Here is a 21,830-nt window from a genome sequence, read left to right as displayed (position 1 = left end):
AATGAAGAAAATATTTCAAAAACCCGCCGGAATTATACCTCCTTTGCCTATTCGGGAATGGGTCGAAAAAAGGGTTCAGTTCGCAATTGCTGAATCAGTTGCACAAGCTCACCAAGAGAGCAAACAGCAACTTGCAGAAGTTAAATCTGAAATACAGGATTATTTGCAATCTTCCATTACTGAATCAGTTGCACGGGCACATCATGATAACAAGCACCAGATTGCGGAATTTAAATCTGAAATTCAGGCTGATCTGCAATCCTCTATTACTAAATCAGTTGCACGGGCACATCAGGACAGCAAACAGCAGATTGCAGAATTTGACTCCAAGATACAAGCTTCCATTGCAGATCTGGCAGATAAATCATATGTGGAGCGTCGCGTAAAACTATCTATACTTGAGGTTCAAGGTTTTTTTGACCAGAACGTAGAAACAGTCAGTACTAGCCTTCGTGCTATTGGTAAAGTAATTTGTGAACTTCAAGACCTTACCAAAGAAAACTCTCGTATCGTACCTAAAATTCAGAACGAAATTCAAGAGTTACAAGAAAAAGTAAAAAACATCTCACATTTCCTTAAATCCATGCAGATGGAAAATTTTGGTGAAGGACATGTGAAACTTGACAATGCCTGTTCTTCCACCAATCAGCCACCTTCTGCTCCTAAAATCATCAATCAGGCAAAACTTGATGCCATGAAGCCAGACGGCATACGGCTCAATGTTGGTTGTGACCATATTCCTCTTGAAGGATATTTGAACGTTAATGGCCGGGAGCTGCCCGGTATTGATATCGTTTGCGATGCACATTCAATACCATTTGAGAATGGGAGCATAAAAGAAATACTCTCTGTGCATCTTGTTGAACATTTTCCTGCCAATGTCTTGGAATCTGTCATTTTACCGCACTGGTTCACTCTACTGGAAACAGGTGGGACGCTGGTAACTGTGGCATCAGATGGTGGGGCCATGCTTGAGGCCGTGAATGCGGGCACAATGAGCTATGAGGATTTCCGGGAAGTCCTGTTCGGTGGTCAGGAATACGATAATGATTTTCACTATAATATGCTGACAGTAGATAGTTTTGCTGCGCTGCTCAATCATGTTGGATTTTCAGATGTCAAACTTGAATATTCAGGGAAACGAAACGGAAAGTGTTTCGAATTCCGGGTTACAGCCCGTAAGCCATAAGCCTGCCATGCCCCTTACCTTTTCAGTGGTCATCAACACCAATGGGCGCTTGGAGTATCTCAAGCGCACATTATCTGGCCTTAAATACCTGACTTATCCCCATTTTGAAGTTTGTGTCGTTGCAGGCCCCACGGCGGACGGAACCGTGGAATATCTGCAAAGCCTGCAAGGACAAATAAAGATAGAGCATTGTACAGAATTTAATCTGTCGATATCGCGCAATATCGGAATCGCCATGTCGGATGGCGATGTTGTCGCCTTTATCGACGATGATTCCGTGCCAGAGCCGGAATGGCTTGCGGATCTGGCCAAATCCTATACTGACGACAGCGTTGGTGCGGTGGGAGGGTTCGTTTACGACCATACCGGCATTGAATTTCAGGCACGCTATGTAACGACGAACCGCCGGGCATATGCAAGCGATTGGGATGTCCCCACCCCCCACCTGAATTTTCCTTTCAGTCTGGATGTGCCCCACCTGCTGGGCACAAACTGTTCCTTCAGTCGCAAGGCTCTTCTGAAAATTGGTGGATTTGACGAAGAGTATGAATATTTTCTCGATGAAACCGATGTGTGCTGCCGCATAAACGATGCAGGTTACGCCATCGTACAAAGACCCGATGCATTCGTGCATCATAAATATGCCCCCAGCCATCTTCGCGATGAAAAAAAGGTTATCAAAAATTGGTATCCCCTTATTAAAAATCGCATCTATTTTGGTATGCGCAACGGCCTGTACCACCATACCGTCGCAGAAGTCGTCCAGGCTGGTATTGATGATGTAAATTCCAGGGGACAATCTGTAAAGCATGGTGAAAGTGAAGGAATTTATACAAAAGAAGACATCGATAGATTCTTAGAGCAGGCAGACAAGGCAATCATTGATGGCCTTACCCGCGGAGCCCAGCCTGCGAAATATCTACGTGACGCGACGCTTGAAAAATATCATTCACAATTTTTACAGTACCCACGGCTTTGCCCTGTCGGCACCAGACGTGTCATATGTTTCGTAACGCAGGATTATCCGCCAGGCCAGAATGGCGGTATTGCACGTAATATTGCCCAGTTCGCACGATCACTGGCGGCGTTAGGCCATTATGTTCATGTATTTACGAAAATGCGCATTGCACCAGCCGTGGATTATGAAGACGGCGTATGGGTCCATCGCGTTGCAATCAACCATCACGAACTCCCTCCTGTCTCACCTCTCGAAGATTGCAATATCCCCCAGCATATCTGGGATTATAGCCAAACCATGCTGCAGGAGATCCGTGATCTCAATGAGAAGCGCAAGATAGACGTCGTATATTGTCCACTATGGGATTGCGAACCGATCGCCTTTGTCCTTGATGGCACATTCCCGCTGATTGTGGCCTTGCAAACAACAATGCACTTCTGGCTCGACAGCCAGCCGTTAAAGGCCATGGATACCGAATGGATGCGGGCCTATGGCCATCCCATTATGGAAATGGAAAAATTCATTATTTCTCATACACCACTCCTGCATGCGAACAGCCACGCAATCGTCCGTGACATTGAGAAAAGATACAAGATCAAAATACCCCAAAACCGGGTTTACTATTCGCCTCATGGACTGGAAGACTGGGCTGCAGGCATGCCGCCCTCGGACCGGAATGATGAAGCTTTCCGTCTGCTTTTCGTCGGACGACTGGAATCCCGAAAAGGTATAGACGTTCTCCTGAAAATTGCGCCTGAAATACTGCATGATTTCCCTAAGGCGATCTTGGATATCGTTGGTGACGATACTATCCTTCGGCCAGACATGATGACGTATAAAGAGGAATTTCTTGCCCTTGAGCTTCCGGTGGATATCAGGGACAGGGTTATTTTCCATGGGCGCGTTGAAGAAGATGAGCTGAAAAAGTTTTATCGGGATTGTGACGTATTCATAGCGCCCTCGCGGTATGAATCATTTGGTCTAGTTTTTCTTGAAGCGATGATGTTCGGCAAACCTGTCATCGGTTGCGATGCAGGTGGCGGACCTGAAGTTATAACAGACGGTGTAAGCGGTTTCCTGATAAAGCCAGGAGATTCGGAAGGCTTACGATCTACGCTGGAATATCTCCTACGCAACCCTGACGCCTGCAAAAAAATGGGAACACAAGCACGTAAAGATTATGTGGATCGTTTCACTGATCAGGTTATGGTAAGTGACCTGATTAAAATTCTGGACGATTATGTCCCAACATCCTCACCTGATAAACAGTCAATGCTAACAGAGTCTTCAAAGGTCGTGCATTCATAATATTATTTCGTTGGAGTGTTAATGAATGAGTGAGAAATTTCTGTTTATGGCATCGGAAGTGCGGAGTGGAAGCACATTCTTTGCGGAACTTATTTCTTAACTCATTCCATAAATCTTATGGCGAGGAATTCTGGGATCTATCACGGAAGTTATTAAGCACTCTCAAAGACTCCTCTACACGTGACGAGATGCTTTCGATAACAAGAAATCTATATCTAAACAAATCTGGATATAGGTCGTGCAAGATTATGTGCGCACAGTTATCAATCATCAGTCGCGAAGCACGTAAAGACCAAGAAATTAAGGATATTTTCTTCGGAGACAATACATACTGGATTGTCTTCCGCAGAAAAAACAAGATAAAGCAGGCCATAAGTCTTGCCATGGTACGAAAGAGCAATATCTACCATTCATACGATGCGGATATGAAAGTCTCAAAAGCAGACACTGTATCCATGGAGGATATTGATCGTGCCCTGAAAGCAAATAGCCATATCCGATGAATATCTGAAGTTTTTTCCAAAAATTTGATATTGTTTGGAAACAAATCATTGATAAAAAACAAGAAAAGTTTTTGGGTGCCGCCTTTTTTCAAAAAGGTGGCGTCTTCTGAAGCTTCTTAGAAAAAGATTCACCAAAAACCTTGATAATTTCAGAATGTTATTGATCCTGACTTTTCAAACAGTCTGACGTGCCCCCTTTTTTGTATCCACTTAAAAGGAGAGTTCCCGTTTTTTATGGCTTGGGGTTGATGGAATGACAAGGGTCTCGGGGGCATGCCCCCGAGACCCTTGTCTGGCGATCTGATCCGGTGTCCTGCCATCCAGCTGGGAATGGGGACGCACCGTATTGTAGTCTTCCCGCCAGTCAGCCAGAACCTGTCGGGCATGGCTGAGAGACGTGAACAGCGTCTCGTTGAGGCATTCATCCCTCAACCGGCCGTTGAAACTTTCGACAAAGCCGTTCTGTTGCGGTTTCCCGGGGGCGATATAGTGCCATTCAACCTTCATCTCATCCGCCCATTTCAGGATGGCATGGGATGTGAACTCCGTACCGTTGTCGCTGACAATCATGAGGGGTTTGCCATATCGTTCCACCAGGGCCGTCAGTTCCCGCGCCACACGTCCACCTGATAATGACGTGTCGGCAACCAATGCCAGGTTCTTGCGACTGAAATCGTCGATAACAGCCAGAATGCGGAACCGGCGGCCACAGATCAGGGCATCCGAGACAAAATCCAGGCTCCAGCGCTGCCCGGGTTCCTGAGGGATGGTCATGGGAGAACGCGTCCCCAGTGCCCTCTTGCGGCCGCCCCGATGGCGGACTTTCAGCCCTTCCTCCTGGTAAAGACGGAACAGCTTCTTGTGATTGGGGCTGAACCCTTCGCGTGCCAGAAGATAACCCAGGCGGCGATAGCCAAAGCGGCGTCTCTGGCTCGCCAGATCCCGCAGGCGCTGGCGCAGGGTGGCATCATCTGCCCGGGTGGAAACATACCGCGCAACACGCCTGGCAAGACCAACAAGGGCACAGGCGCGACGCTCACTCACCTCCAGAGCCTTTTGAAGGTGTAGGACCGCCTGCCGCTTTGCGACAGGCGTCACCACTTTTTTCCAACAATTTCCTTCAACGCCGCATTATCCAGCATCGCATCCGCCAGGAGACGCTTCAGACGACCGTTTTCATCTTCCAAGGCCTTCAGTCGTTTGGCCTCAGATACCTCAAGGCCACCATAGCGGGTCTTCCATTTGTAAAACGTCGCATCACTGATCCCGTGTTTGCGGCAAAGATCAGAGACCTTGAGCCCAGCCTCCTGTTCCTTCAGCACCCCTATGATCTGCTCTTCCGTAAAACGACTGCGTTTCATTCGTCCGTATCCTTCTCGATCGGACTCTACTTTAAAATGGTTACATTTTCGGGGGGCACGTCAAGTCTCTTTGAAAATCATATTGAAATTTTTCATGAGGATGCCGTTAAGGCACAAAGACAATCTATGACCGACGTGATTACCAAACTTGATATGCCGCTTGATATCTCCAGACTACAGATCGAAGAACAAAAATTGAAACTATATGAAAGCCTCAAGAAGACCGAGCTTGAAAACAGATTTTTAGAGTGGTTTTCCATGAATTATCATTCCACTCAATGATATTATCCTCCTGAATTCCGACATCCGGATACTCAGATGCCTGTATGAACATTCATAAAATATCTGATGTAGCCTGTCAGATAGAAACATCTGTAGTTTCACAACCACATCAAGTCTCAAGACAAAATAGCATATCCTGAGACTCAAAGTGTTATCCCGCACCTTCCATAAAACATGAGGCGCTACGACGGAATATTCATCTCCAACATTTCACATCTGGAAATGAATATTGTTCCAGAAATGACGGGGGATGATGTTTTGTCTCATAATCCTGATGGGAAGCGGATCACCCTTATTAAGCCTGACCGTCATCCTGCCTCCATCCATCTCTCATCAACCGTCATGGACCATATCAAGGTCCGCGAACCGCGTGAACTCACCTTCGAAGAACAGATGAACCGTGCCGGTCGGGCCATGACGCTGTTTTTCAAGGATCAGTTCCGCGCGGTTATGGGCAAGGTCCATCTTGCGCTGCCATTCCTCAAGCGCAGTCTGGTACTTATCCTGTGAGTCGAAGGACGTCTCCTTGGGCTGACGCTGCTGCAGGTAATACTGATCGCGATAGACGAACATGACGGCATCGGCGTCCTGCTCGATGGAGCCGGATTCACGCAGGTCCGACAGCATCGGCCGCTTGTCCTCACGGCTTTCGACCTGACGCGACAACTGTGACAGCGCGATGACCGGCACCGACAGTTCCTTTGCCAGCGCCTTGAGCCCCTGCGTAATCATGGAGATTTCCAACACACGGCTTTCCGGGCGCGTACCGACTGACGGCCGCATCAGTTGCAGATAGTCAACCACCACCAGGCTCAGCCCCTTGGTACGCGCCAGGCGGCGACAGCGTGTACGCATGGCCGACAGAGAAATGGCTGGCGTATCGTCGATATGCAGCGGCAATTGCGACAATTCGCGGCTGACCTGCACGAAACGATCGAACTCTTTCTGTCCGATCTCGCCGCGGCGGATGCGCTCGCCCGACACGCTGGCCTGTTCGGACAGGATACGGGTAGCAAGCTGTTCGGCTGACATTTCAAGCGAGAAAATCGCAACCGAGCCTTTGGGCTGTGTACCCGGCGGACCTTCCTGCGCCTCGCGCATCAGGGCACGCGCGGCGCTGAATGCGATCTTGGTCGCCAGCGCCGTCTTGCCCATGGCGGGACGTCCGGCCAGGATCAGCAGGTCCGACGGATGCAGGCCACCCGTCTTCTTGTCGAGGTCACGCAGGCCCGTAGTCAGACCCACGACATCACCTGCCCGGCTGAAAGCCTGCTGCGCTACGTCAAGTGCTTCGGCCAGAGCCTTGTCAAAGGCAAGGAACCCACCATCTTGCCCCTTTTCTGTGGCCAGGCGGAACAGTGCTTCTTCCCCTGCCGCAATCTGGTCCACACCGGTCATGCCGGTAGTGGAACCGAATGCGGTATTGACGACATCCTCGCCAATATCGATCAACTGACGGCGCACCCACGCGTCATGGATGGCACGACCATAATCGGCGGCATTGATGATGCCGACCATCGCGCCCGCCAACTTCAGCAGATAGCCTGTCCCCCCAACAGCGCCCAGCGCGTCGGAATTCTCGAACTCCGCGCGCAGCGTCACCGGGTCGGCCAGTAACCCGGCCTCAATCCGCCGGGAAATGGTGTCATAGACAACACCATTCACCTCATTGGCGAAATGGGCACCTGTCAGGAAGTCGGAGACACGGTCATAAGCGCGGTTATTCGTCAGGATGGCACCAAGCAACGCCTGTTCTGCCTGGAGGTTGGCAGGAGGCGTACGCTGGGAAATCCCGATCAGGGAACCTGATGCAGGGGACTCGTCGGGGGTGGGATTGATCGTATTCACGGGGTCCATTCTATCCGACATCGCGGCAAAGCAGGAGGGGGACGGACGGGCAAAATGACCTCAGACCCCGAAACCCGCAACAAGGTCCGCCAGCCCGAACTGCCGATGGCGTTCCAGCCGGGCCGCCATCAGGATGGCACGCGCCTGCGCGATAGCGGTATCCAGATCGGCATTGACGATCACATGGTCGAACTCGTTCCAATGCGAAATTTCGTCCCGGGCCGCCTGCATGCGACGTTCGATCTCCTCCTTCTCGTCAGAACCGCGGCCATGCAACCTGCGCTCCAGCTCCTTGATGGAAGGTGGCAGCACGAACAGGCCGATCACGTCATCGGGCAACGCCTTGCGGATCTGGCGATGCCCCTGCCAGTCGATGTCGAACACCATGTCGCGTCCCTCCGCCAGGGCCTGCTCCACCGGCGCACGCGGCGTGCCATAGCCCCGGCCGAACACTGTCGCCCATTCCAGAAGTTCACCCGCTTCGGCCATTTGCGTGAAACGTTCCATGGTGCGAAAGTGATAATGGACGCCATCCGTCTCCCCCGGACGGGGCTGGCGGGTGGTGACGGACACGGAATGCAGCAATTGGGGTTCTGATGCACGCAACGCATTGGCGATGGTAGATTTCCCCGCCCCCGATGGGGCGGAAATGACAAGGCAGACCCCACGACGCGACACCGGGGGACAGGATGAAGGCACAGGCGCGCGCGTCGTGGTCATTGGCTTGAATCCTTGCTTGGTGGTCCATGGTCTGCCCCGGCGGGGCGCCGGGTTTTCGATGTTTTATCAGGCGAAGAGTATTCTGCGAATATGAAACCCACCCCCATGCGACGCGGGACAGGCTGTCCGCCGGTCGGTCACCCCCCTGATCATTCCAGTTCCATAATGGGCGTTGCATGAACCTGTGCCGAATCTTCATCCTGCGCCCGGTGGCCACGACACTGGTTTCGCTTGCGCTGCTGCTGGCGGGGGTGTTCGCCTATCGCATCCTGCCGGTGGGCGACCTGCCCAACATCTCTGTGCCCATCATCTATGTGGAGGCGACCCAACCCGGTGCTTCTCCGCAACAGATGGCAAGTTCGGTCACAACGCCGCTGGAACGCAGATTGGGGCAGATCGCAGGCATCAGTACGATCGAATCGGATTCCAGCCAGGATTCCGCCTTCATCTTACTGACATTCAATGATTCAGTGAACATCGACTCTGCTGCCAATGACGTGGAGGCCGCACTTCAGGCCGCACGCGGCGACATGCCCGCCACCTTGCGCACCCCACCCGAATACTGGAAGGCGAACCCGTCGGATAACCCGATCATCATCCTTGCACTGACATCGGATACGCAACCGGTCTCCCACCTGTATGATATCGCCAAGACGCGCCTGCAGCCACTGCTGTCACAGATCCAGGGGGTGGGCTGGATCGATATCGTCGGCAGTTCCGCCCCCGCCGTACGCGTGGACATCAATCCCTTTCCACTGTTCAAGTACGGGCTGGGGTTCGAGGATATCCGCTCTGCCCTGGCCTCGGCAAATGCCAACACGCCCAAGGGATTCATCCAGGAAGGGCCGATCCGTTACACGCTGGCCACCAATGACCAGGCGCGTGACGCGGCGCAATACCGCAACCTTGTCATTGGCTATCGCAATGGGCGGCCCGTGCGCCTGTCGGATGTGGCCAAGGTGCATGACGGGGTGGAAAATGACCACAAGGCAGGCTTTTTCAACGGCCATCCCGCCGTCATGGCCATTGTGCGGCCAAAGGCAGGGGCAAACGTCATCCATGTGATCGACCAGATCAAGGAACGCGTTCCCACCCTGCGTGCCGCCCTTCCGCAGGGTATCACGCTGACACCCGCGATGGACCGTTCGGTGACGATCCGCGCATCGCTGGCGGATACACAATGGACATTGGTGATTTCCGTAGCACTCGTGGTGCTGGTGGTGCTGTTTTTCCTGCGCACGCCCCGCTCCACCCTGATCCCGGCGATCACGGTGCCCATCTCGCTCGCGGGGACGCTGGCGGTGATGTATCTGTTCGGCTTTTCGCTCGATATCCTGTCGCTGATGGCGCTGACGATCGCCACCGGGTTTGTGGTGGATGATGCGATTGTCGTGCTGGAAAACATCGCACGCCACATGGAAGCAGGCATGGGCCGTATGGAAGCCACCTTGCTGGGCTCGCGCGAGATCTCCTTTACGGTTCTGTCGATCACCATCTCGCTGGTCGCGGTGTTCCTGCCGCTGCTGCTGATGGGGGGCACGGCGGGGAAGATATTTTTCGAATTTTCCATGACCCTGGCAATCACGGTCATCGTCTCGCTATTCCTGTCACTCAGTCTGACGCCGATGATGTGCAGCCTGATGCTGGAGGTGAACCACGACGCCCCCTTGCCTGAGACCGCACCATTATGGCAGCGCGCCATGCGGGCCTGTTCAGACGGGTTCGAAACCCTGTTCGCCATGGTGCTGCGGATCTATGGGCGCTCGCTTGAATGGGCATTGCGCCATCATGTGATCACGGCCCTGACGCTTCCGGCCAGTTTCCTCCTGATGATCGGCGTTCTGGTCATCATGCCCAAGGGAATTCTGCCCAAGGAAGATGTCGCCCTGGTCATGAGCTTCTTCCGCGCTGACCAGACCACGTCCTTTCCCGTCATGACCAGCAAGATCCGCCAGATCAGCCAGGCCATGATGGCAGACAAGGATACGCAGGACGTCCTTGCATTTTCCGGGGATTCAACCATCGAGGGGCAGGCCTTCGCACAGATGATTGACCGGACGCAACGTCGTGACGGCCCCGATGCCATGATCGCCCGTATCCATGACCGCCTGCATGATGTGACGGGACTGGACCTGTCGATGTTTTCCGCAGGCGACATCAGTGGCGGTGGCGGGCGGCAGAAGGAAGGGGCCTATCGCTATATCCTGACCAGCGACAATGCCGATGACATCTATACATGGGTGCCGCGCCTGACGGCGGCGCTGCATGATGATCCGGTGCTGAAGGATGTCACGACCGATGTCATGAACAATGGTGCCGCCGTGCATGCCAACATCGTACGCGACGCGGCCGCCCGTTACCTGATTACGCCCCAACTGGTCAGCAACACGCTCTATGATGCATTCGGGCAGCGCTCGGCCTCCAACATCTCGACTTCGCTTACGACCTACCATGTCGTCATGCAGGTGGAAGACCGGTTCCGCACGACGCCGGACATCCTGTCCGCCTTTCGCCTGTCCACGGCGGGCGGTTCGGCAGGTGGCGGGACAGTGTCGAACACAGTGCGCGTCACGGACCCAAGCGGCACCGCCAGCAAGGAAACGCAGTTGAGCCAGCAGTCCTTCCGCAACTCTGTCGCCAACAGGCTTGCGGGGGGGAATGGGGCGTCGAACGGTTCCGCCGTGTCATCAAGCAGCGAAACGATGGTGCCCCTGTCGGTGGTCGCCAGACTGGAACGCCATCCCACCGCGATCACGGTGTCGCACCGTGACGGATTCGTCTCCGCCGCGATTTCCTTCAACCTCGCCCCCGGAAAGGCACTTAGTGACGCCACGGACGAAATCCGCACGACCATGGTCAAGCTGCGTGTCCCGTCCTCCATCCAGGGTGGATTTTCAGGACAGGCGGCAGAGTTCCAGAAGGCCATCGTCAATGAAATTCTGGTGTTCATCGCGGCGCTGATGACCATGTATGTCACGCTTGGCATCCTGTATGAAAGCTACATCCACCCTCTGACGATCCTCTCCACCCTGCCCTCCGCAGCCGTGGGGGCGGTGCTGGCGCTGTGGCTGACGGGACAGGAATTCTCCCTGATCGCAATGATTGGCATGATCCTGCTGGTGGGGATCGTGAAGAAGAACGCCATCCTGATGGTGGATTTCGCCCTGCATGCCGAACGCGATGGCGGCATGCGGCCGGAGGCAGCCATCCGTGAAGCCTGCGTCAAACGCTTCCGCCCCATCGTCATGACAACGCTGGCAGCGGCCTTCGGGGCTGTCCCGCTGATCATCAGCGACGGCTACGGCATCGAACTGCGCCGCCCATTGGGGATTGCCGTGGTGGGGGGGCTGGCGATGAGCCAGTTGCTGACGCTCTACACCACGCCGGTTATCTATATCTATCTCGACCGGCTGCGGGCCTGGAGCAAACGTATGGTCCTGCGGCTGCGCAGAAAAAATAATGCGATCAAGGCGTAAAAAATGAAAAAAGGGGCTTGCGGCCCCCAGGAGGTCAGGTTAAAAGCCGCCTCACAGCGCACCCGTAGCTCAACTGGATAGAGCACCAGACTACGAATCTGGGGGTTAGAGGTTCGAGTCCTTTCGGGTGCGCCACTTTCCTTAAAATGCAGCTTGCTTCATATGCCCATGGCATGGATGTGATGCCGACCGTTCGATTGCCGCACCAAGGCTGCGATGACACCGGGCGTCACCGGTTACGCAGCGCCCTGCGCCAGTCGGCCCGAACATGACACACGCCGCCAGATGCCCGCGCGATGCGTTTCGTCATGATGGTGCCCGTTGCCGCCCTTATTGTTTCCCCGTGATTTTGGCCTATGCTACAGCAGCATATCTCCACAGGCGGGTTTGAAGGAATAATGAGCTCTGCCGTTTCCCTGAATCGTAACGGCATCATCAATATGTACGGGGGAAAGCCCCGTCACGTTGGGGGCCTGTGATTCATGCATGACATCACAAACACTGCGCCCCCCATACCGCATAGCCAGCAACGCCATATAAGCGGTCATACATACAGGGAACCCACTGCGGTGCTCCCATGCTACAACGACCTGCTTCCTTTCCCCAATCCATGGACATGCGACGTGGAATGATTGAGAATTTTAAATTTGGCCGCCTGTGCATCATCGGGGACCTGCTGGTGGACAAATATGTCTTCGGCACGGTCAACCGTATTTCGCCCGAAGCCCCCGTGCCGGTCCTCCTTCATTCCCATCAGGTCGCGGTTCCCGGCGGCGCGGCCAATGTTGCCGCCAATGCGGCCGCGCTGGGCTGTACGGTGGACCTGATCGGCGTGGTGGGACAGGATCGTACGGCCGATACACTGCGCGACATCATGGCGCCCTGGCCCGGCGTGAACCTGCGCCATTTCGTCACAGACCCCGCATGGACGACCATTACCAAGACACGCATCATCAGCGGCCGCCAGCAGATCGTCCGCATTGATGAAGAACATGTCGGCACCCTGTCCCCCACGACCCCCCAACATCTGATTGCCGCCACGCTTGATGCGCTGACGGAAGCCGACGCGCTGGTCTGTTCCGATTACGCCAAGGGCGTGCTGTCGGATGAAGTCCTGGATGCCGTGATCCGGGCAGGCCGCAAAAGGGGTATTCCCGTCATCGTGGACCCCAAGCGCCCCACCTTCGCGGCCTATCGCGGTGCAGACCTGATCACGCCCAACCGGTCGGAACTGACGCGCGCCACCGGCCTGCCGCTGGTGACGGAACAGCAGATAGAAAAGGCCGCACAGGCCGCATCACGACAGTTCGGCGGGGATGTCCTGCTTACCCGGTCCGAAGAGGGCATGACCCTGTGGCGGCGGGATCGCGAATGCCTGCATGTGACCGGTCGCCGTTCAGAGGTCAGCGATGTCTCCGGCGCAGGAGATACCGTCGTTGCAACCATCGCCAGCACCCTGTCCGCGGGGCAATCCATGGAAACGGCGGTCGTGATCGCGGCGGCGGCGGCGGCGGTTTCCGTCAGCAAGCTGGGCACGGCCACAGTCTCACGCGCGGAACTGAGCGCCGAACTGCATAGTGAAATGAATGATGCGGGCGCTTTGGTACCCGTCGAACAGGCCCGTCACATCGTCACCAACTGGCGCCGCCATGGGGCGCAGGTGGTCTTTACCAATGGCTGTTTTGACCTGATCCACCCCGGCCATATCGAATTGATCCGTGCGGCGGCAAAGGAAGGTGACAAGCTGATTGTCGCACTGAACACCGACAGGTCCATAAGACGCCTTAAGGGAAAAAGTCGCCCGATCCAGGACGAAATCGCACGCGCAACGGTCATGGGCGCCCTGCGTGATGTGGATCTGGTGATCCTGTTTGATGAGGACACTCCCCTTGACCTTATCCAGGAGTTGCGCCCCGACGTACTGGTCAAGGGTGCGGATTATACCGAAGATCAGGTGATCGGCGGTGATTTCGTCAAACAGCATGGCGGCCGTGTGGCACTGGTGAACATCGTACAGGGGCGCTCGACCTCATCGCTTGTCAAAAAGGCGCAGGGAGACGAGGCCACCACGCCCCAAAGCGCCACCGCGACATGAGCGTGGCCCTGCATTTGTGTAAACTGCCCAATAATAAATAAGATAAAGGGTATTGAATTGTCACACGATACGTGGCGCCGCTGGCTATCGGAAAGCGCACTTCCCCTATGGGCGGAAAACGGGTTCGATACTGATCGGTCCCTGTTCCATGAACGCCTGACCTTTGACCATCAGCCCATTGCCCTGCCGGAATTGCGCCTGATGGTACAGGCACGTCAGGTATCCACCTACTGCCGCGCGGAACTTGATGGTTTTGGCAACACGGCGGCCCGATCCCTGCGCTGCCTGCATGAAGTGAAGCGCCGTTACTGGCGCAGTGATGATGCGCCGGGGTGGATATTCTCCCTCGGGCCGGATGGGCGTCCGGCGGACAGGCGGCGCGACCTGTATGCCCATGCCTTTATCCTGCTGGCCCATGGCTGGGCCTATCACGTATCGCAGGATCGTCAGTACCTTGCCGTCGCACGGGAAACTTCGTTGGAAATCGACCGGATTTTCCTGATGGAACATGGCGGGTATCGCGATACCCTCCCCCCTGCCGACAGTATCCACCGGCAGAACCCGCATATGCACCTGCTGGAAGCCTATCTGGCGCTTTTTGATGTCTCGGGCGACAGTTTCTATCTGGACCACGCACGACGCGTCGCCTCTCTGGCGCTGGATCATTTCATCCTGCCCGGCACCGGCATGCTGCTCGAATTCCTTGATAGCACATGGGCCCCCCTGCAGGCGACGGGACATAACCGGGTTGAGCCGGGACACCTGCTGGAATGGTCATGGCTCTTTTGCGAATTCGCCCGCCTTGCCCCCGATGACCCCAATATTGACCGGGTGCTGGATGCGAAAGACAGGCTGGCGGAAACCGCCATGGCATATGGGGTAAATACCCGCACCCTGGTGGTTTGTGACGCGATAACCGAAAATGGTACGCAACTTGAAACCTCCACCCGCATCTGGCCACAGACCGAATTCCTGCGCATCCTGGCCTTGCGCGCACGGGGGGGGGACACGCAGGCCGCTGGTTTCATTGAACGGCAGAGCGCATTTTTCTTCGAACATTATGCCCCGTCGCGCCTGCGGGGGGGATGGATTGACCGCCTTGACGTACATGGCGTGGCCCTGACCGACCATATGCCTGCCAGTTCGCTGTATCACATCTATGGGGGCGCCATGGAGCTCCTTGCATCACGCTGACAGACCCTACCGGCCGGGGCAGTCTGCAGGGCAGCGACACAGGCACCTTGCCACAGGTGCCTGTGTGATCGCGGCATGTCTTGCAGCACCTGTTTTTCCAACCATTCCTTATCCAGACAGATATTTTCATTATGGTCGCATGAAGACCCGATCTGTGCCCACGCCAAGCAGGCTGTTTGAGCAGGGCGGAGCAGTAACCTTCTGGAATAATAAAGTTTTTTGGTAAATATTTTCAAAACGTCTTTAAATATCTTCATATTTCCAAAAACATAAGATAACGCATTAAATGTTCGTACTTTTTATCAATCGGCCGTTTTTGAACGGCCCCTAAAAAGTAACGATATATTATGAATTACGGGATAAAAAACATTCATATCCCCTGTGCTTTCCCTGCTTAGTTGAAAGCATATTTATCAGAAATATTTTAACAGTATATGCATACATGCAGGATTATACATGCGAATTCTCCTGACTGGTGGATGTGGCTTTATCGGATCGGCGGTTGTGCGCCACGTCATCCGACATACCACACATGAAATCATCAACGTGGACTGCATGACCTATGCCGCAAGCAGTGAAGCACTGGAGGATTCGGCCACGAACCCACGCTATCGCTTTGAACGGCACGACATTACCGATCCTGCCGCCATGGCACGCCTGTTTGCACATTACCAGCCGGATGCGGTCATGCACCTGGCCGCAGAAAGCCATGTAGACCGCTCCATCGACGGGCCGGACACCTTTGTCCGCACCAACGTGATGGGCACGTCGGTCCTGCTGGATGCGGCACGACACTACTGGCAGGCACTGGACCGGGCGGCGCAGGCTCGCTTTCGCTTCCACCATATCTCCACCGACGAAGTATTCGGCGCACTTGGCGCGCAGGACGCGCCCTTTACGGAAACAACCCCGTATGACCCGCGCAGCCCCTATTCCGCCAGCAAGGCGGCATCGGACCATATGGTACGGGCATGGCATCACACCTATGGCCTGCCGACATTTGTAACGAACACGACAAATAATTATGGCATCTGGCATTTCCCGGAAAAGCTGATCCCCCTGATGATCATCAACGCCGTGGAGGGCAAACCCCTGCCGGTCTATGGCGCGGGACAGAACATCCGCGACTGGCTGTTTGTGGAGGACCATGCCGAGGCCCTGGTGCTGGCGGTGGAACAGGGGCGACCCGGCGAAACCTATGCCATCGGCGCACGGCAGGAACGTACCAACATGGAGGTGGTACAGGCCCTGTGCGCCATCCTTGATGAACTCCATCCCGATCCGACAGGTCCACATGCACGCCTGATCCATCACGTACAGGATCGGCCGGGACATGATTTCCGTTATGCAATCGACCCATCCCATGCGGAAAACATGCTGGGATGGCGGGCACGGCACAATTTCGAGCAGGGATTGCGTAAAACGATCCAATGGTACCTGGACAATGCCGCATGGTGGCGGGGCCTGCGCGCACAACGTTACGCGGGACAACGTCTGGGCCGCGCGCCCATCATGGAGGTGACATGACCATTTCCCAGCCAATGAAGGGCATCCTGCTGGCCGGTGGGTCGGGCACCCGGTTGCATCCCATGACACTGGCATCAAGCAAACAGATGCTGCCGGTTTATGACAAACCCATGATCTACTACCCGCTTTCGACCCTGATGCTTGCGGGTATCCGTGACATCATGGTCATTTCCACGCCGCTGGACCTGCCACAGTTCCAACGCCTGCTGGGGGATGGATCACAATATGGCGTCTCCTTTTCCTATCGCGAGCAGCCCTCCCCCGATGGGATTGCCCAGGCCTTCGTGATTGTCGAAGACTGGATCAACAATGCGCCATGTGCCCTGATCCTTGGCGATAACCTGATCTTTGCCGATCACCTGTCGCAGATCCTGCAAAAATCCGCCCAACAGGAACATGGGGCCACGGTCTTTGCCTATCAGGTACGTGATCCTGAACGCTATGGCGTTGTATCCTTTGCCCCGGATGGAACAGCCGTTGATATCGTTGAAAAACCCCCCATCCCCCATTCCAACTGGGCCGTGACGGGGCTTTACTTCTATGATGCACGGGTCAGTGAATTTGCCCGCCGCCTCCGGCCATCGCCACGCGGGGAACTGGAAATCACTGACCTGAACAAAATCTATCTGCAGGAACATTCGCTGCGGGTGGAGCCGCTGGGTCGCGGCTGTGCCTGGCTGGATGCCGGCATGCCCGACAGCCTGATGCAGGCCGGCACCTTCGTACAGACGATACAGTCACGTCAGGGAATGCTGGTCGGCTCCCCTGCGGAAGTCGCATTCAGGATGGGATACATCAATGCACAGCAACTCCGCCACTGGGCGGGGCGTATGATCAAGACCGAACTGGGGCGCACTTTGCATGCTATTGCCGATGGACAGCAGGGACTTTGCATCGCGCCCTGAAACCACGTCCTATATCTGCAATATCGTCGTAAAATCAAACTCCTGCCCATCAGGATTCGCCCCGATCCGAATGGTTGTGGGCGTCGGCATGGAATAAGGCGGGACAGGCAGGTTGTAAGGTGCGGGCGCGCCCTTGAATACACGCCCTGCAAGATCGAACATCGACCCATGGCAGGGACAGGCATAACCACCGGGCCAGTCATCCCCCCCCGTTCCCTCCGGCAGGGGACGATAGGCCGGGATGCAGCCCAGATGCGTACAGATCCCCACTACAACCCCATATTCAGGCACAAGGGAACGATGCCAGTTGGTGGCATAGGCGGGCTGCTGCCGGTCGGTGGAATGTTCATCGCGCAGGCGCCGCGCCATGTCGGGCTGCTGCATCCGCGCAAGTGCCTGGGGTGTACGATGGGTAATGAAGACGGGTCGCCCCTGCCATGTCACGACGATCTGCTGCCCCGCCTGCAGGTGCGAGATATCGACATTGACCGGCATATGCGCCGCCGCACTGTCACGCGGCGCCAGACTTTGCAGGAACGGCCACAGGCACGCACCCGCACCGGTGATGGCGGTCGCGGCTGTCACCATGCCCAGAAAGTCACGTCGCCCACCGCCTGACGCAGGCGTTGCGCTGTCGTCGGTATTGTCTGTCATGAGGATTTCATATCCGCAGATGGCGGCGACGGAAAGGGCATATCGCATTACCGGTGGGCGACAGGGGAAAGGCAAGGGCTCTGCCCTTGACCCGCCAAAGATCACAGACCTTTGGAAACCATAACTTTTAACAGATCAGGGTGCAGGGATCGCAATCCCTGCCGGGTCCGGGCAGCGCCCGGATATCACACGCCTGGCAGAAGATGGAAACAAGGCAAAGGCTCCGCCCTTTACCCCGCCAGTTCTAAAAGATTGTTTGAAAACAACTCATTGATAAAAAATAAGAAAAGTTTTTGGGTGCCGCCTTTTTTCAAAAAAGCGGCGTCTTCTGAAGCTTTTCAGAAAAAGCTTCACCAAAAACCTTTATAATTTCAGTATGTTATCGAGGATGACTTTTCAAACAGTCTTTAATAGATCACAGGAAACATAATTCCTGCCGCCTCAGGAAAGGAAGGACGGCAGCGGCCGCGTCTTCTCGAAACGTGGCGCGAATGGCAGCAGCACAAGGAAATAGCCAAAATAATACAACGTGGCGCATCGTCCCGCGATCATCCACGCACCCGCCGCATGATGCCGTCCGACCAGCCCCAGCACCACGAACGCCACCACCAACCCAAACAGGCCGATGCGGCACACCGGGCGAAACCGGGCAGAACGCACGGGTGAAGGGTCCAGCCACGGCACAGCGAACAGGACCAGCACCGCCCCGGCAGAGGCAAGCAGTCCCCCGAACTTCGACGGCACGGATTGCAGGATTCCATAGAAGGGAAGGAAGTACCACTCCGGCTCGATATCCGTGGGTGTATGCAATGGATTGGCCGGGCGATAATTGGCCGGTTCCGACAGAAGGTCCGGCCACAGGAAAGCCAGCGCGGCAAACACGATGCCAAACAGCATAAGGCCCACCATGTCCTTGCTGCTGTAATACGGGTGAAAGGGCACCGTGTCGGAAGGTTGAGATGGCTCCACCCCCTGTGGATTATTCGAACCCGAAATATGCAACGCCGCCACATGCAGCCCCACGATCGCCACGATCGCAAACGCCATCACGAAATGCAGCACAAAGAATCGGTGGATAAACACATCCCCCAACGCATCGCTGCCTTCCATCACATGTTCCAGTCCGGGACCAATACCCGGAATGGCCCCGACTGCCTTGCCCACCACGTCCGCGCCCCAGTACGACATCTGCCCCCATGGCAGGACATACCCGGCAAAGGCCGTCACCATCGTCATGACCAGCAGCACAAGGCCCGTCAGCCACAGGATCTCGCGCGGGGCCTTGTATGACCCGTAATATAATCCCCGATACAGGTGTATATACAGCGCCCCCATGAACAGGCTGGCCCCCGTCATATGCAGCGCCCGCAACAGCCAGCCGGCGGGCACCTGACGTTCGATCACCTCGATCGACGCAAAGGCCCCAGCAGCGGCAGGGGTATAATTCATGGCAAGGAAGATGCCCGTCGCCAGCATCAGGACGAGAACAACACACAGGATCGCACCGAAATTCCACAACCCGTTCAGGTTGCGCGGCATGCGATAATCCACATATTCGGCCCGGAACCATCGGACCACATGCAGGCGACGGTCGATCCACGCAATGACGCCCGTCCCTGCTACGGACTGCTGGTCCGCCTCCTGCATGGTCTCTGGACCGCCCATCCCCTGCTCTCCCTTCCCATTGTGCAAATGGTGCTGCGGTCAGTCTTCTACCCGCTTTCAGGCACCTTTAACAGAAGGGATACCCTGCCTTGCACGACAGGGCATAAAGATCGCTTTGGCACAACCCATTGATAACAAACAAAAATTTTTGGGTGCTGCCTTTTTTCAAAAAAGCGGCGTCTTTCGAAGGCGTTTGAAAAAAGCTTCACCAAAAACTTTTACAATTCATAATGTTACCCGAGATCAGAACAGCAGGATGGCACCGCCCGAGGCCGTGTTGTCGGTGGCGCGTGCCGGGCCATGTGCCTTGGATTCCGTATGAGCATATTCACCCACGATGTTGAGCCAGTCGGTCAGGCTGTAGAACAGGGCGCCGACTTCGGACTCGTTGCGCGCGACAAGACTGGGATCGTTTTCCCCCCGCGCTTCATAAAGGTTACTGACACCATAGCTTCCGACCAGCTTGATCTTCTTGGTGACGTTATACATCCCCTGCAGGTAGTAACCTTCGGACGCGCGCTTGTGCCCGTTCGACGCCACACCGTCGAAGAACAGGCCCGTCGTGCCAAGGCCGCTGCCACGATAGTAATAGGCCACGCCCTGGAACGGGCCATAGGTCAGCTTGGTGCCGATTTCGCCCGCTTCGGCCATCACACCGCGCTTTTCCCCTTCGGAAACCGGCACGGTGGAGGTGGAAGTCTGGACCATGTTGTAGATCCCACCATCCATGCCGCCGGTTGTGACCTCACGCAGCGCGGTGGTGACAGTCGTCGTCTGGCTGCGGGTCAGATCCTGCTGATGCTGCACCAGGAAGCTGGCCCAGATACGGGCTGTCAGGCCACCAACCTTGAAATCGTAAGTAACCTTGCCCTGCACCATGGGGGAACTGTGCTGCGTCGATCCGGCAGACAGGTTGTCTCCTGCGAAATTATACTCATCCAGCGGCTGGAGGACACCGACATTGCCCTGGAAACCGGCCACCTTGGGCGACAGGTAGGAAATCTGCGGGATCCAGTCGGCATATACATAACCGACACCGATACGGCCAAGGGACGTATTGCCCGGCGCAGTATTGCTGCCGGTGGAACCGACACTCAGCAGGGTCGCATCATTAAGGATCGCATCCCCGCCGAAGATGCCAAGGTCACGCCCGATCTTGATCGTGCCGAAGGATTTCGTGCCTGCCGTCACGAACACCTGACGAAAATCGATCCCTGCGGTGCCAAGGCCGACCGGGCTGCCGCCGGAATTGGCGTTCATCGCGCCGGGCTTGTTATTATCAATGCCCGGATACATCCCCATGACGGCGGACATGTCGATGCCAGCCTGCGTCGTGGACAGTTTCAGGATCAGGCCCGCAGGCAACAGGCCGTTACGCAGGGCGGAGGAATCAAACCCGTTCGCCCCGGTGGATACCCCACCATTGACGATGCCACCACGGCCCGGGCTGTTAAAGGTATAGAACCCGTTGACGAAACCCGACAGGTTGATCTTGACCGGCCCGGCGTCAAAGGTCAGGCCCTTGCCCGGCACGTATTTTTCCATGCGGACAAATCCCTCGCCATAAGCGGGGCCACCGGGCTGCATTGACAGCATGGCCGTGCGCGCGGCCTCTGCACTTTGCGCGGCGGAAGCTGCCGCCGCGCGGGCCTGCGTCACCATGTCCGCCGTCTCGTCCGCGCCACCGATGCCAACCTCGCCAGGAAGGACGGTATGGATGGGATTATCCGGCGTTCCCGGGGCCGCCGGGCGTGCGGACGGGACATGGCGGGTCGTCGCGGCCATGCGGCTGCCACGGGTGGTGGTCGCCTCAGCGCGCGCATGGCTCAGATGCTTGGCAAGCAGGCCCTTATATTCACTGGACGTCAGGCTGCCTTTGGCACGCAGGATATCGAGCAGGTCGCTGTAATCATCGGCCCGTGCCTCACGCGGTTCCATCAGGTGCCCGGCACTGGCGGTCAGAACGACAACGGCTCCTATTCTGGCCAACCTTTTCGCCGACATCTGATCGTTCCTTCCGTGTAATTCGCCTGACTATCCGGGCCTGAAACTTGGGGGTGAGCGCTTCAGGGCATTTCTGTTGGATATGATCCGACGGGTCAATGGCGTCCCCTCCCTGCGCGATGACCATGCCATGCACCCTGC

14 protein-coding genes and 1 tRNA gene are annotated in these 21,830 nt (G+C 55.8%); 9 read left to right on the top strand and 6 right to left on the bottom strand.

Going from position 1 to position 21,830, the window contains the following annotated elements:
- The first annotated feature begins 1 nt into the window (after position 1).
- Both FYB92_RS02075 and FYB92_RS02070 read left to right on the top strand, forming a co-directional pair.
- Positions 2-1,189 carry a hypothetical protein gene (locus FYB92_RS02075; protein WP_332828094.1) on the top strand — a complete coding sequence of 396 codons (1,188 nt, stop codon included), beginning with the start codon at positions 2-4 and terminating at the stop codon, positions 1,187-1,189.
- A 7-nt stretch (positions 1,190-1,196) separates the two neighbouring features.
- Positions 1,197-3,455 carry a glycosyltransferase gene (locus tag FYB92_RS02070; protein WP_332828093.1) on the top strand — a complete coding sequence of 753 codons (2,259 nt, stop codon included), beginning with the start codon at positions 1,197-1,199 and terminating at the stop codon, positions 3,453-3,455.
- Between the two features lie 713 nt (positions 3,456-4,168).
- Here FYB92_RS02070 and FYB92_RS02065 read toward each other — a convergent pair.
- Positions 4,169-5,319, bottom strand: a protein-coding gene (locus FYB92_RS02065; protein ID WP_237915129.1) for an IS3 family transposase whose coding sequence is annotated in 2 segments (ribosomal slippage) — positions 4,169-5,061 and positions 5,061-5,319 — 1,152 coding nt in all. Because the reading frame shifts where the segments join, the coding sequence is not laid out codon by codon here.
- 36 nt (positions 5,320-5,355) lie between these two features.
- On the opposite strand from FYB92_RS02065, the gene FYB92_RS02060 reads away from it, so the two are divergent.
- Complete coding sequence (locus FYB92_RS02060; RefSeq protein ID WP_332828092.1) at positions 5,356-5,601, top strand: hypothetical protein; 246 nt, start codon at positions 5,356-5,358, stop codon at positions 5,599-5,601.
- 333 nt (positions 5,602-5,934) lie between these two features.
- Here the strand turns inward: FYB92_RS02060 and FYB92_RS02055 are convergent, their stop codons facing one another.
- Positions 5,935-7,458 carry a replicative DNA helicase gene (locus tag FYB92_RS02055; protein ID WP_110550141.1) on the bottom strand — a complete coding sequence of 508 codons (1,524 nt, stop codon included), beginning with the start codon at positions 7,456-7,458 and terminating at the stop codon, positions 5,935-5,937.
- A gap of 51 nt (positions 7,459-7,509) precedes the next feature.
- Positions 7,510-8,169 (bottom strand): guanylate kinase, encoded by a 660-nt coding sequence (gmk, locus tag FYB92_RS02050; RefSeq protein WP_003616672.1) that lies wholly within the window; start codon positions 8,167-8,169, stop codon positions 7,510-7,512.
- A 176-nt stretch (positions 8,170-8,345) separates the two neighbouring features.
- Between gmk and FYB92_RS02045 the strand changes: the two genes are divergently transcribed.
- The 6 genes from FYB92_RS02045 to rfbA all read left to right on the top strand — a co-directional run bounded on the left by FYB92_RS02045 (position 8,346) and on the right by rfbA (position 17,366).
- Positions 8,346-11,645 (top strand): efflux RND transporter permease subunit, encoded by a 3,300-nt coding sequence (locus tag FYB92_RS02045; protein ID WP_332828091.1) that lies wholly within the window; start codon positions 8,346-8,348, stop codon positions 11,643-11,645.
- Positions 11,646-11,703: 58 nt separating this feature from the next.
- Positions 11,704-11,780, top strand: a tRNA-Arg gene (locus tag FYB92_RS02040).
- Between the two features lie 493 nt (positions 11,781-12,273).
- The gene (rfaE2, locus tag FYB92_RS02035) at positions 12,274-13,740 is read left to right on the top strand and encodes a D-glycero-beta-D-manno-heptose 1-phosphate adenylyltransferase (protein ID WP_332828090.1); all 1,467 of its coding nucleotides are present in this window, start codon (positions 12,274-12,276) and stop codon (positions 13,738-13,740) included.
- A 57-nt stretch (positions 13,741-13,797) separates the two neighbouring features.
- A complete protein-coding gene (locus FYB92_RS02030; RefSeq protein ID WP_332828089.1) occupies positions 13,798-14,934 on the top strand; it encodes an AGE family epimerase/isomerase in 1,137 nt (378 codons plus the stop codon).
- Between the two features lie 456 nt (positions 14,935-15,390).
- Positions 15,391-16,461 (top strand): dTDP-glucose 4,6-dehydratase, encoded by a 1,071-nt coding sequence (rfbB, locus tag FYB92_RS02025; RefSeq protein ID WP_332828088.1) that lies wholly within the window; start codon positions 15,391-15,393, stop codon positions 16,459-16,461.
- Positions 16,458-17,366: a glucose-1-phosphate thymidylyltransferase RfbA gene (rfbA, locus tag FYB92_RS02020; protein ID WP_332828087.1), complete on the top strand. Its 909-nt coding sequence runs from the start codon at positions 16,458-16,460 to the stop codon at positions 17,364-17,366. Before rfbB ends, rfbA begins: the two co-directional genes overlap by 4 nt.
- Before the next feature lie 9 nt (positions 17,367-17,375).
- Here the strand turns inward: rfbA and petA are convergent, their stop codons facing one another.
- The 3 genes from petA to FYB92_RS02005 all read right to left on the bottom strand — a co-directional run bounded on the left by petA (position 17,376) and on the right by FYB92_RS02005 (position 21,689).
- On the bottom strand, positions 17,376-18,020 hold the full coding sequence (petA, locus tag FYB92_RS02015; protein WP_062810075.1) for a ubiquinol-cytochrome c reductase iron-sulfur subunit: 645 nt from the start codon (positions 18,018-18,020) through the stop codon (positions 17,376-17,378).
- A 441-nt stretch (positions 18,021-18,461) separates the two neighbouring features.
- Positions 18,462-19,685, bottom strand: coding sequence for a cytochrome b N-terminal domain-containing protein (locus FYB92_RS02010; protein WP_062809718.1), 1,224 nt, complete (start codon positions 19,683-19,685; stop codon positions 18,462-18,464).
- Positions 19,686-19,928: 243 nt separating this feature from the next.
- Entirely contained in the window at positions 19,929-21,689 is a 1,761-nt protein-coding gene (locus FYB92_RS02005) for a hypothetical protein (RefSeq protein WP_003616688.1), read from the bottom strand.
- Positions 21,690-21,830 lie beyond the last annotated feature (141 nt).

The sequence above is a fragment of the Novacetimonas sp. GS1 genome (assembly GCF_036686925.1).
GTDB lineage: Bacteria > Pseudomonadota > Alphaproteobacteria > Acetobacterales > Acetobacteraceae > Novacetimonas > Novacetimonas hansenii.
Note: the sequence above shows the minus strand (reverse complement) of the source record. Positions and strands in the feature narration are given on the sequence as shown.

Bases quoted from the DNA above. Each gene is read 5' to 3' on its own strand.
- FYB92_RS02045 (WP_332828091.1), top strand. From the start codon at position 8,346: ATGAACCTGTGCCGAATCTTCATCCTGCGCCCGGTGGCCACGACACTG.
- rfaE2 (WP_332828090.1), top strand. From the start codon at position 12,274: ATGATTGAGAATTTTAAATTTGGCCGCCTGTGCATCATCGGGGACCTG.
- FYB92_RS02055 (WP_110550141.1), bottom strand. From the start codon at position 7,458: ATGGACCCCGTGAATACGATCAATCCCACCCCCGACGAGTCCCCTGCA.
- rfbB (WP_332828088.1), top strand. From the start codon at position 15,391: ATGCGAATTCTCCTGACTGGTGGATGTGGCTTTATCGGATCGGCGGTT.
- FYB92_RS02010 (WP_062809718.1), bottom strand. From the start codon at position 19,685: ATGGGCGGTCCAGAGACCATGCAGGAGGCGGACCAGCAGTCCGTAGCA.
- FYB92_RS02005 (WP_003616688.1), bottom strand. From the start codon at position 21,689: ATGTCGGCGAAAAGGTTGGCCAGAATAGGAGCCGTTGTCGTTCTGACC.
- petA (WP_062810075.1), bottom strand. From the start codon at position 18,020: ATGACAGACAATACCGACGACAGCGCAACGCCTGCGTCAGGCGGTGGG.
- FYB92_RS02060 (WP_332828092.1), top strand. From the start codon at position 5,356: ATGGTTACATTTTCGGGGGGCACGTCAAGTCTCTTTGAAAATCATATT.
- FYB92_RS02070 (WP_332828093.1), top strand. From the start codon at position 1,197: ATGCCCCTTACCTTTTCAGTGGTCATCAACACCAATGGGCGCTTGGAG.
- gmk (WP_003616672.1), bottom strand. From the start codon at position 8,169: ATGACCACGACGCGCGCGCCTGTGCCTTCATCCTGTCCCCCGGTGTCG.
- FYB92_RS02075 (WP_332828094.1), top strand. From the start codon at position 2: ATGAAGAAAATATTTCAAAAACCCGCCGGAATTATACCTCCTTTGCCT.
- rfbA (WP_332828087.1), top strand. From the start codon at position 16,458: ATGACCATTTCCCAGCCAATGAAGGGCATCCTGCTGGCCGGTGGGTCG.